General features: G+C 70.3%; 13 protein-coding genes. 7 read left to right on the forward strand and 6 right to left on the reverse strand.

What is annotated here, in order from left to right; translation table 11 throughout:
* On the forward strand, positions 1–1,211 hold a 1,211-nt coding region (locus VIM19_12205; GenBank protein HEY5185639.1), incomplete at its 5' end, for a cyclopropane-fatty-acyl-phospholipid synthase family protein.
* 15 nt (positions 1,212–1,226) lie between these two features.
* On the opposite strand, the gene VIM19_12210 is transcribed toward VIM19_12205, so the two are convergent.
* Positions 1,227–2,900 (reverse strand): GNAT family N-acetyltransferase, encoded by a 1,674-nt coding sequence (locus tag VIM19_12210; protein HEY5185640.1) that lies wholly within the window; start codon positions 2,898–2,900, stop codon positions 1,227–1,229.
* Between the two features lie 353 nt (positions 2,901–3,253).
* Between VIM19_12210 and VIM19_12215 the strand changes: the two genes are divergently transcribed.
* From VIM19_12215 to VIM19_12230, 4 genes are all read left to right on the forward strand, one after another.
* Positions 3,254–3,967 carry a dienelactone hydrolase family protein gene (locus VIM19_12215; GenBank protein ID HEY5185641.1) on the forward strand — a complete coding sequence of 238 codons (714 nt, stop codon included), beginning with the start codon at positions 3,254–3,256 and terminating at the stop codon, positions 3,965–3,967.
* A 9-nt stretch (positions 3,968–3,976) separates the two neighbouring features.
* The gene (locus VIM19_12220) at positions 3,977–5,398 is read left to right on the forward strand and encodes a hypothetical protein (protein ID HEY5185642.1); all 1,422 of its coding nucleotides are present in this window, start codon (positions 3,977–3,979) and stop codon (positions 5,396–5,398) included.
* A 106-nt stretch (positions 5,399–5,504) separates the two neighbouring features.
* Positions 5,505–5,789 carry a hypothetical protein gene (locus tag VIM19_12225; GenBank protein HEY5185643.1) on the forward strand — a complete coding sequence of 95 codons (285 nt, stop codon included), beginning with the start codon at positions 5,505–5,507 and terminating at the stop codon, positions 5,787–5,789.
* Between the two features lie 98 nt (positions 5,790–5,887).
* Positions 5,888–6,628 (forward strand): DivIVA domain-containing protein, encoded by a 741-nt coding sequence (locus VIM19_12230; protein ID HEY5185644.1) that lies wholly within the window; start codon positions 5,888–5,890, stop codon positions 6,626–6,628.
* Positions 6,629–6,765: 137 nt separating this feature from the next.
* On the opposite strand, the gene VIM19_12235 is transcribed toward VIM19_12230, so the two are convergent.
* Positions 6,766–7,071, reverse strand: coding sequence for an antibiotic biosynthesis monooxygenase (locus tag VIM19_12235; GenBank protein ID HEY5185645.1), 306 nt, complete (start codon positions 7,069–7,071; stop codon positions 6,766–6,768).
* 280 nt (positions 7,072–7,351) lie between these two features.
* Here VIM19_12235 and VIM19_12240 point away from each other — a divergent pair, with 280 nt between their 5' ends.
* The gene (locus tag VIM19_12240; GenBank protein ID HEY5185646.1) at positions 7,352–7,759 is read left to right on the forward strand and encodes a hypothetical protein; all 408 of its coding nucleotides are present in this window, start codon (positions 7,352–7,354) and stop codon (positions 7,757–7,759) included.
* A gap of 116 nt (positions 7,760–7,875) precedes the next feature.
* On the opposite strand, the gene VIM19_12245 is transcribed toward VIM19_12240, so the two are convergent.
* Genes VIM19_12245 through VIM19_12255 form a run of 3 tightly spaced genes read right to left on the reverse strand, consistent with a single transcriptional unit; the run spans position 7,876 to position 9,579 of the window.
* Positions 7,876–8,190, reverse strand: coding sequence for a MoaD/ThiS family protein (locus VIM19_12245; protein ID HEY5185647.1), 315 nt, complete (start codon positions 8,188–8,190; stop codon positions 7,876–7,878).
* Complete coding sequence (locus VIM19_12250) at positions 8,187–9,302, reverse strand: exo-alpha-sialidase (GenBank protein ID HEY5185648.1); 1,116 nt, start codon at positions 9,300–9,302, stop codon at positions 8,187–8,189. The genes VIM19_12245 and VIM19_12250 overlap by 4 nt, the downstream gene beginning before the upstream one ends.
* Positions 9,303–9,357: 55 nt before the next feature.
* Positions 9,358–9,579, reverse strand: a complete 222-nt coding sequence (locus VIM19_12255) for a hypothetical protein (GenBank protein HEY5185649.1) — start codon at positions 9,577–9,579, stop codon at positions 9,358–9,360.
* A gap of 352 nt (positions 9,580–9,931) precedes the next feature.
* Between VIM19_12255 and VIM19_12260 the strand changes: the two genes are divergently transcribed.
* Complete coding sequence (locus tag VIM19_12260; GenBank protein HEY5185650.1) at positions 9,932–10,696, forward strand: glucose 1-dehydrogenase; 765 nt, start codon at positions 9,932–9,934, stop codon at positions 10,694–10,696.
* 1 nt (position 10,697) lies between these two features.
* On the opposite strand, the gene VIM19_12265 is transcribed toward VIM19_12260, so the two are convergent.
* Positions 10,698–10,958: hypothetical protein (locus tag VIM19_12265; GenBank protein HEY5185651.1), on the reverse strand; the 261-nt coding region annotated here is incomplete at its 5' end.

Raw genomic sequence — 10,958 nt, forward strand, 5'->3', positions numbered from 1 at the left:
CGGGTGTCGCCGAGCTGATCTTCCGGGCCGGGGTCCGGCGAATGCCGATCCGCGTCGAGCTCCCCGACGGGCAGCGCTGGGGAGCCGGCGGGCCCAGCGATCCGGTGATGCACGTCGCGCGTCCGGCTGAGCTCTTCCGACGGTTGGGCCTGGACGCGAACATCGGTTTTGGTGAGGCGTACCAAGCCGGGGACTGGAGCTCCCCGCAGCTGGCCGACCTGCTCACCGCCATGGCCACCCAGCTCACCAACGTCGTCCCACCCGGCCTGCAGGGGCTGCGGGTCTGGGCGCAGCGGGTGCGCGGACACCTCGAGTCGAACACGACAACGGTGGCCCGGCTCAACGTCGAGGCCCACTACGACCTGTCGAACGAGATGTTCGCGACGTTCCTCGACGAGACCATGACGTACTCCTCCGCATGGTTCGACGCCCTCGACAGTGATGACGACGAGGGCCTGACCCGAGCGCAACTGCGCAAGATCGACGGCGTGCTCGATGCCGCCGGTGTCAGAGCCGGCACTACGGTGATCGAGATCGGCACTGGTTGGGGCGCACTGAGCATCCGGGCCGCCCAGCGCGGCGCCACCGTGACCTCGCTGACGTTGTCGGTGGAACAACAGCGGCTGGCCCAACTGCGGGTCCGCGAGGCCGGGGTCGACGACCGGGTCACGATCTTGCTGCAGGACTACCGCGAGGCGGCCGGCCAGTACGACGCCGTGCTGAGCGTGGAGATGATCGAGGCGGTCGGGGCGGACTACTGGCCCACCTACTTCGCGACCCTGGACGCGCTGCTCAAACCCGGCGGGCGGGCCGCCGTGCAGTCGATCACCATGCCGCACGAGCGCATGCTGATCAGCCGCCGCGCCTTCACCTGGATCAACAAGCACATCTTCCCCGGCGGCCTGATCCCCTCGATCGAGGCCATCGAGGCGACCCTCGCCGAACACACCGGCCTGCGGATCGCCGAGCGCGTCGATCACGGGCTCGACTACGCCCGTACTCTGCGCAGCTGGCGCCAACGCTTCCTTGCCCATTGGGACACCGTGGCCGCCATGGGCTTCGACGATACCTTCCGCCGCACCTGGGAGTACTACCTCGCCTACTGCGAGGCTGGGTTTCGGACCGGGTACATCGATGTCAGCTTGATCCAGCTGCAGCGCCACGGTGGCGGGGCAGCGGCCATCCCGCCGCCGAGCTCACTCCGGCCGTGACAAGGACCCCGACCTTCATTCGGATGAGGACCGTCGCGGGTGCAGAGGGGCGCGCATGGTGAGGACGCCGTCCTCGGCCTGGCGGGTCCAGTCCAGCCGGGTGCCCTCGAGGATGTGGATCATCCTGGAGTTCTGCGCGAGCAGGGTGCCCACGATCTCGGTGAAACCGAGCCGCTCGGCCAGCTCCATGAGGTGCCGGACCAGCCGGGTGCCGAGGCCGCGACCTTGGTAGGCGTCCTCGACGAGCACGGCGATCTCGCCAGCGTGGCCGTCCCCGGGGGAGTCGGGGAACACGTGGGCCAGGCCCACGATGGTGCCCTCCTCGCTCATGACGACGAGTGCCGCGCCTCGGTGACCACCGGTCAGCCGGCGCAGGGCGAGCTCGCGCCACTCGCCGACCCCGGTGAGGTAGCGACGGTAGAGGCTCTGTTCGGAGCACCGCTCATGCATGGCAGCGACGGCGTCGGCGTCCTCGGGTCGGGCCAGCCGGATCCAGACCGTGCCGCCGTCCCGCATCGGCTCAACCCAGCCGAGCGCCTGGGCGTCGCCCTGCGCGCTGGCGATCGACGCAGCTAGCCGCAGCAGCGCCGAGGCCCGCGTCTTCTCCGCGCGGGCGAACGGCGCCCAGTGCCGGTGCAGCACCACGTGCCGGTCGGCGGTCCACTGCAGCCGCAGGACGTCGGCGGCGTCGTCCTCGCCCTCGGTCGCGCTGGTCATTTCGAAGGTGTCGGCCTCGACCAGGGTGGCGGCCGCGAGCGGCGCCGAGCCGGGGTTGGTGACCAGCTCGGTAGCACCGTCGAGCATCCGCGTCGGCAGGTCGAGCACGTCGTCGGGCGACCCCTCCCTGACGTAGCCGTTGGTCCCGGCTGACATGGCTGCGGCGAGCAGGGCGTCCGCGGTAACGGCGGCCGGGACGGTCATCGCCAGGTCGATCGTGCGGGTGCCTTCGCCCCCGGCCAGGAAGGCGCTGGCCACCACCTGCACGTGCAGGGTGCTCACGGCCCGGATCAGCCGGGCCAGGCCACCGGGCCGGTCCGGGACGTCGATGCGCAGCCGCCAGGGCGTGCGCGCCTCGTGCTCGGGTTCGAGGAGCAGCTCGGCCGGTGCGAAGGCGGACCCGATCCGGCCCATCAACGCGTTCCAGTTCTCCTCCTGCGGCTGACGCTCCACCACGGGGTCGACGAGGGCCAGCCCGACGGACAGCGCCAGAGCGAAGTGCGTGAACGCGTCAACGTCGACGTCGTCGTCCACACCGCCGGCCCGGCGGGTCTGCTCGACGAGCGTCTTGACGTTCGCGAAACGTTTGCCCATCCGCGCCGCCTCCAGGGCACGGACCTCCTCATCGCGGTGCGCGCGGGTGAGCGCCTCAAGCTCGAGGATGCTCCAGCTGCGCTCGGGCGTGGCGAAGAGCTCGATCGCTGCCCGGAGCAGCACAGCCAGCGGTGGCGCCGCCGAAGGGTCGGCTGCCGCCGCGGCGAGGAGGTCGCCCGACTCGGAGGAGGTCAGCTTCGCGGCCATCACCTCGGCGAACAGCTGGGCGCGTCCACCGGTCAGCCGTTTGACGGTGCGGGGCGGGACATCGGCGCGCTCGGCCACCATCCGCAGCTTGGTGCCGCCGTAGCCGTTCTCCGCGAACAGCTCGGCCGCAGCGTCGACGATCCGCTGTCTCAGCTCGTCATCGGTCGTCACAATGCCCCCTCGACCGCCGACACCCGTACGGTCGCTAATTGTCACCTAGGGGCAATGTGCGTGCCACTCCCTGGGTCTCAAGACCTGTGGACGGCGCGTCGCTGTCTGCCCGTGCATCGGCAGGCACCATGTCGGTCGCCGACCGTCGACTATGGCTTCGCTAGCGATCGTCGGCCTGCTGCTAGCCAACCACGGTGTGCTGGTGTTCCACCGCTCTCCTGAGCACGCGATCTCGTCGGCGGTGTCATCGAGGAAGCCGCCCAGGCGGGGTCAACTCGCGATGTCCTTCGACGACCGCGGAACCCAGCACGCCTGACGAGGTGCCATGCTGAGGCATGGCGGCATCGGTGATCATGACGTCGAGGGGCGAGCTGCCCGTCTACTGCGCGACTCCCAGTGGGTCAGGTCCGTGGCCCGGAGTGGTCGTCGTTCATGACGCACTTGGGATGAGTCAGGACCTGCGGAACCAAGCCGACTGGCTCGCGGGCGAGGGGTACCTCGCGGTGGCGCCGGATCTCTTCGCCGGGCGGGCGAAGCTGACCTGCCTGATCTCGGTCATGCGTGAGGCCCGCGCCCGGCGGGGACGATCCTTCGACGACATCGAGGTGGCCCGGGCCTGGCTGGTGGAGCGGGAGGACTGCACGGGCGCGATGGGCGTGATCGGGTACTGCATGGGAGGCGGATTCGCCCTGCTGCTCGCTCCCGATCACGGCTTCACCGCGTCGAGCGTCAACTACGGCACCGCCCCCAAGGACGCCTACACCGACACCTTCCTGACCGGTGCTTGCCCCATCGTTGGAAGCTACGGAGGCAATGACCGGTTGCTGCGGGGGGCGGCGGAGCGCCTTGAGGGGGCGCTGACGGCTGTCGGGGTGGACCATGACGTCAAGGAGTACACCGAGGCCGGCCATGCGTTCCTCAACGACCATGAAGGGGCCGGAGACAAAACGCCACTGCTGTTCGCGGTTGCGGGGAGGCTCTCGCCAGGCGATGGCTACCACGAGACATCTGCACAGGACGCCCGGCGTCGGATCATCGCCTTCTTCAACACCCACCTGAAGTCGTAGGGGGCGATCGTGGCCGGGGGCCCGGAGGATCTCCTCGTCCACGGCGAGGACGAGTCCCGGTTGGCCGGCCCGGCGACCTGGTTGCGAGATCACCCCCGCTGGGCGGTGGGCCTTGGCCTCCTCGCGGTGGTCGGGGTGGTGCTGGCCGCCGGCTGGTATGTCCGATCCGGTCCCCGGCTGCCGACCCTGGTCACGGGCAACCAGCGGCCGGGGGCAGTGGCCGACCTCGCCGTCGGGCCGTGGACCGCCGGCGGCGATGGTCGACCGACCGGGCCACCGCAGGTGACGATGGACGCCCAGGTGTCGTTTGACCACGTGCCGCCCACCGGCAGCGAGGTGGTCGGCATGGACGGCCCGGGGCTGCTCCGCAGTACCTCATCGATCCATCGGGTGGAACCGACCCAGCCGCAGGTGACCTTTCAGCTGCGGGCCTCCTTGGACTGCGCCGCCGTGCCGCTGCCCGTGCAACCCGGCAGCTACCGGCTCCGGGTGCGGGTCGTGGACGGGTCCCGAACCGCTGAGGGCACCCTGGCAGCCGGCCAGCTTGGCCAGGACTGGGGCAGTGCGGTCGACCAGGCCTGCGGCTCATGGCTGGTCCGGCAGGATCTGCTGGTGACCGCGGTCACCGGCACCACCGACCCGGTGCGGCCCAGGGTCAACGTGACGCTGGCGATCACGAACCTGGCACGTTCCCCGGCCACCCTCGTCGACGAGGAGCCGAGCTCGAACAACATCAGCGTGTCACGCACCCCGGCCGGTCCGCTGCGGTTGCCTGCCGGGGGCACCACACAGGTGCGCACCGTGGTGGTTCTTGCCCGATGTGACGCCGTGCCGTCCCCGGTCGACACTTCTCTGCCGGGCGTGTCGCCGGTCGACACCGGCGCCCTGGGGGTGGTGGCGACGTTCGGCACGGTGCCCCCCGCTGCCACCGCTCAGCCCTGGTTCGACGGCACCGGACCCACCGGCGTGCTCTTCACCCAAGCGGCCGGTGACACCCTCCTCGCGCTGCTTCAGCACGCCTGCGGAGATGTCAACGCCGTAGTGCCCCTGATCGCGCCCGGCGGGGTTCATCTCGACCCCGACACCAGAGTGGTGACCGTCAAGCTGCTGCTCGACATGGCCCCGGGGAAGGTCACGGACCTCGAGCTGGTCAGCGACCCCTACCTCCCGGATCAGGCCTCGTTCACGCCGCTGTGGGCACGCACGTCGACCCTGGTCCCCGACAGCTCCGGACAGGCGAGCGTGACCCTTGCCTACCGTGCCCCCGCCGGGGGTTGCGGCCCGGCCACCGGTGCCTGGCTGCCGGGGGTCACCGCGGTCGCGCACGTCCCGGGTCCGGCCGGGGTGCGGACCCTCAGCTACTCCCTCGCGGTGGACCTGTGGGAGAGCCCTCAGGCCATCGCACAGCTGTGCCCGGGCGGGACCCGCTGAGCCGGCACCGAGTGCCCGGCAGGGCACCTCGTCCGCCGGCAGACCACGCGGGGCTCGTTGGGCCAGAATGCCTCGTATGAGCGAGTCGAAGCATTGCTGCGAACTGATGCGAGCGCAGGTGGAGCACACCTGTTCCGATCATCCGGGCCGCGGGAAGTGTCCGGACCAGGTGGTGGGCTATGACCCACGCTTCGACGAGTACGGCATCTGGCTGCGGACGGGGGAGGACGGATCCGCCGCGAACTGGCTCACGATCTCGCACTGCCCGTGGTGCGGGACGACGCTGCCGGAGTCTCGTCGCGACCAGTGGTTCGAGCGGCTGGACTCCCTTGGGATCACCGACTCCCGGGAGGCGCCCGACACCCTGCTCCGCTATGGCTGGTGGGAGTAGCGGCCGGAGGTTTGCCCCGGGCCGACGACGGGCAGGAGGGGCGGGGGAGTTGATCCCTACCGCCTGGCACGCCCGGATCGTCTGGGGAAGGACCGACCATGAGCGAAGACCGACCGTCCACGGCGTACGCGGCTGCTCCCGGGGCCGACTTGATTCCGGGCCTGGCCGTGGCTGACGGGCCTGCGGTGTCGAGCGGCGGGGAGCCGCCGTCAGCCGAGGCAGCGGCCCAGCCCTACAACTTCGACCTCGTTCTGCGTGGCTATGACCGGCACCAGGTCCACCAACACCTGGACCGGGTGGCCGTCCTGATCGAACAGCTGCGCGCCGAGCTAGCCGAGGCGACCCGGCGGGAGAGCGCCAACGCCGCCGAGCTGGGTCGCCTCCGCGGTGATCTCGAGCGTGGCCGGCCGAGCTACGACTCGCTTGGGGAGCGGGTCGGTCAGATCCTCGGTCTGGCCGAGAGCGAGGCCAACCAGCTGCGTGAGGACGCGCGTCAGGACTCCGAGACCTGGCGCGACGCGGCCGGACGCGAAGCGGCCGACATCCGATCGGAGGCCCGCCGTGAGGCGGACCAGCTGGTCGCCGCTGCTCGGAGCGAGGTGGAGGAGCTGGATCTGCGGCGGACGGCGCTGCTCGTCGAGATGGCGTCCATGCGCGACAGGCTCCAGTCAGTCCTGTCCGGGGCGTCGGAGCCGTGGCGCCCACAGGCGTCCGCCCCGTCCCTGGACACGACCGACACGACCGACACGACCGACACGACCAGCTTCCCGAAGGACATGAACCTCGCCGAGACTCAGGTGATCGACCTCGACAAGAACTCGCCGACCACCACGGGCTGAGGCGCGTTCCTGGTCGCCCAAAGGCCGCTGTTCCGTCGGGCGAAGATGGGACGTCGCACGCGGTGTTCGAGGTGACAGTGCAGGGCTTCCGGGAGGTCGGCGCTTCGCTGGATGTAGATGACGGAGTCGGGGCCGGCTCAGCTGGCGGTCTTGGCCGCCAGGACGTCGACCGGGCGAATGTCCGGCGGCGAGGCCAGCAGGTCGCCCGCGATCTGACCCAGGGCCTTGGCCACCTCGCCGGACAGATGCGCCTGGCGACCGTCCTCGGTGCCGAAGGTGTCGAAGATGCCGAAGGTGGTGGTGCTCTGCCGGATCGCGTACCACGTCATCGTGCCCGGTTCCTGCTCCACGATCGTCAGACCTCCTCGCAGGAAGGCGGCGACCTCGTCCTCCTTGCCCGGCTTGGCCGTCAGGGTCACCAGCAGTCCGAGCTTCACAGTCATGGTGCGCTCCTCTCTTCGGCGATGTCAGACCAGACGCTATGGAGTTCGCGGGCCCAGGGGAAGCGATGATCCGCCGCTGCGAGCTGTCGAGTGGACTCTCAGATCAGAGAGCGCTATGCGGCTCAGCGGGGGCCATAACGCTTTGTGAGGGTCCGCGGACCCGGTCGAAGCGACCGCCCAACCGACACACTGCCGGAGGCCTCTGGCTCGAAGCGGCTCCGGTGGACGACCGTGTGGCCATGACGAACCGGCCTGGTGGGCGGCGCTGACCCCGTGGGTCGTGGTGAACCTGGTGATCCTGGCCCAGTCGGTGGGATTTGCCTCCCGACGGCGTCACGGCATGGTCGTCAACCAGGCCCTGGGCCTCGGAATCGCGGTGCTGGGCGCCCCGGCCACGGCGGCACTGCTGGGGTATGCCCGCGCTGGCAGCTCCTGGTGGGTGGGGCCGGCGGTGTTCGACGTCTTGGTCGTCCTCATGATCGTCGTGGACTACGTGCGGCCGGTGGATCTCCGGCAGCCGGCCCGGCCGGCCATCCTCGCCCCGTACCTGCTGCTGTTCTTCGGCAGCATCGTGTTGATGGGGCTGTCCATGTTCGAAGTCAACCGTGGAATGTGGCTGGTCACGGTGACGACCTCGGTCGTGCTGCTGATCGCCACGGCGGCGGCCATGCGGCAGGGAACCGCCTGAGGACCTGGTGCAGCCGGTGCCGTCGGGCTGTCCCATGGGCCTCGCCGATCGACCGCCGTGAAGGCGCCGGAGCTGCGAGAACGCTGACCGACGGGACCCCTCATGCGGGACCAGGGTCAGCCGCCGGACATGGCGCCGACGACGAGAAACGGCTCGGTGCCGGCGGCCACGGCAGCCGGCAGCGGGTTGTCGGCCGGGTCGTGCGAGAGGTCCTGCTGGCAGGCGTAGAAGCGCACGAAGCCGCGCCGCTTGAGGGTGTCGTGCTCGCGGATCGTGCCCCGCAGCATCGGGTACTCGACCTCAAGGGCGTCGAGGACCGAGCGCTGGGTGACAACACCGTCGACGTCGAGCCGCACCTCGCCGTGGACCTTGGCCAGCGCCTTGAGATGTGCCGGCAGCACCACCCGCACGACTGCAGTGGCGCCGCTCATGCCAGGGTCTGGACTTCCACCGAGAGGACGGCGGGGAGGTCGCGGACGATCGGCGCCCAGGTGTCTCCGGCGTCCGCGGAGCCGTAGACCTGGCCACCGGTGGTCCCGAAGTAGATGCCGCACTCGTCCAGCCGGTCGACGGCCATGGCGTCGCGCAGCACGTTGACGTAGCAGTGCTGCTGGGGGAGGCCTCGGGTGAGCGGCTCCCACTCCTCACCGCCGGTGCGGCTGCGCCACACCCTCAGCTGGCCATCCACCGGGAAGTGCTGGGAGTCGCTGGTGATCGGGACGACGTAGACGGTGTCCGGCTCGTGGGCGTGGACGTCGATGGCGAAGCCGAAGTCGGTGGGCAGGTTGCCGCTGACCTCGCGCCAGGTCTCACCGGCGTCGTCGGTGCGCATGACGTCCCAGTGCTTCTGCATCAACAGGGTGTCCGGTCGCGCGGGGTGCTGAGCCAGCCGGTGGACGCAGTGCCCGACCTCGGCGGTCGGGTCCGGGATGCCCTCCGAGTGGAGCCCCTGGTTGATCGGTTTCCAGGAGGCGCCGGAGTCATCGGACCGGAAGGCCCCTGCGGCTGAGATCGCCGCGTAGATCCGCTCGGGGTCGGCCGGGTCGAGCAGGATGGTGTGCAGGCACATGCCGCCGGCCCCGGGTGCCCAGGCCGGCGCGGTGCGGTGCTGGCGCAGCGAGGGCAGCTCCTGCCACTCCTGGCCGCCGTCGGTGGAACGGAACATCGAGGCGTCCTCGACGCCTGCGTAGACGGTGTCGACGTCGGTCCGCGACGGCTCCAGATGCCACACCCGCTTGAACTCGAAGGGCCGCGGCGTGCCGTCGTAGTACAGGTGGCTGCCGGGCTCGCCCTCGTAGCCGAACCTGTTGCCCACCGGGGACCAGCTCCCGCCGCCGTCGTCGGAGCGGTGCACCACCTGCCCGAACCAGTCGCTGGACTGCGAGGCGTACAGCCGCTGCGGGTCCACCGGCGAGCCCTTGACGTGGTAGATCTCCCAGCCCGGGAAGTGCGGGCCACTGACGTTCCACTTCTCGCGCCTGCCGTCGGAGGTGAGGATGAAGGCGCCCTTGCGGGTGCCCACGAGCACACGCACTGCAGTCATGGCGGCTCCTCCCGGAAGCACTTCACAGCCCGGAAAACCCCGACCCTAACGCCGCTCACGGTCGCTGGCGAGAGGCTCCGTCGCCGAGCACCAGCCCCATGTCCTGGTGGTTCAGGTAGAAGACGATCCGAAGCCCGGATTCGCGACGGTGCAGGATCAACGAGGAAGCCAGCGCCACTGTGCTGGGCGCGGACCCGCTGCGTTCACCAGTCCAGGTGGTGTCCACGAGGACATAGGACTCGTCGAGGGCCTGGTGGCGAAGGCCGGTCAACGACACCCGGTCGACTCCCGCCGCTGCGAACAGGTCGGCTCGGCGGGGGAGTGCAGCGAGGAAGGCCGCTAGGGGAACCGGTTGGGTCGCCGTGGGGATCGGCGGCCATGAACGGGTCTGCGAAGCAGGCGCTGAGGACGGCGGAGTCGAGCGACTCGCTGGCGTCGTCGAAGGTGGCGAAGACCTCACGGATCTCGGAGTCGAGGGTCGCGGCTGTCACGGTCGACAGCCTGGACGACGACGGCCCGTCCGTCCACGGTGGTTCGCTCGCCGCGAGATCGGTTGCACGAAGCGAACCGATGTGCCGGAATGGTCGGGTGCACCGGGGGCGCGAACCGGCGTCGTCTAGGGTCGGTCAATGGACTTTCCGGACTTCGACCTGACCGGCCAGACCGCTCTGGTGACTGGCGCGAGCATGGGCATCGGGCACGATCTCGTCCTGGCTCTGGCCCACGCCGGCGTCCGGGTCGCTGCTGCGGCCCGGACTCGCGAGGCGCTCGATCAGCTCGTCGGCGAGGTGCGAGCCGCCAGGGGTGAGGCGATCGCGGTCGAGATGGACCTTCGGGACCGTGCCTCGATCGAGCGGGCCTTCGCCGAGACGGACGCCGCCTTCGGCGGCCTGGACATCCTGGTCAACAACGCCGGCCTCGGGACGAACCACGACGCGCTGGAGGCGACCGAGGCGGAGTGGGACGACCTGTTCGCCGTCAACGTGCGCGGGCTCTTCTTCGCCTGCCAGTCGGCTGCGCGGCGGATGGTGGCCCGGGGCCACGGCCGCATCGTCAACATGAGCTCGCAGGCCGGTCTCGTCGGGATCCGGCGTCACGCCGCCTACAGCGCGAGCAAGGGCGCGGTGAACAGCCTCACCCAGGTGCTCGCTCTCGAGTGGGCGCCGCACGGGGTGACCGTCAACGCCGTCGCACCGACGTTCATCCGGACCCCTGGCACGGCCGACCGGCTCGACCAGCCGGAGTTCCTCGCCGACGTCCTCGCCCGCATTCCGGCCGGCTTCGTCGGCTCGACCGCCGACGTCGCCGGTGCCGTGCTCTACCTCGCGTCGCCGGCCGCGCGGCTGGTGAACGGGACGGTGCTCGTCGTCGACGGCGGCTGGACGGCTCAGTAGCTCAGTCGGCCTTCCCCTCGCTGGAGCCGGTCCTGAAGGACACGACCAGGATCTGCACGCTCAGCAGGAAGACCCACAGGGGGAAGAGCAGGACCGCCCAGAGGGTGCGAGGGGGAGAGAACAACAGCGCGACGGCTGCGACGTAGCCAACCACGAGCAGCCACCGGGGGACGATGCCGGCCCGTCGACCCAGGTTCGTCACGACCAAGGTGAACACGGCCGCCATCCGGGTCCCGAAGGTCGACAACAGAGCTGTGCTGAC

The sequence above is a fragment of the Actinomycetes bacterium genome (genome assembly GCA_036510875.1).
Lineage (GTDB): Bacteria > Actinomycetota > Actinomycetes > Prado026 > Prado026 > DATCDE01.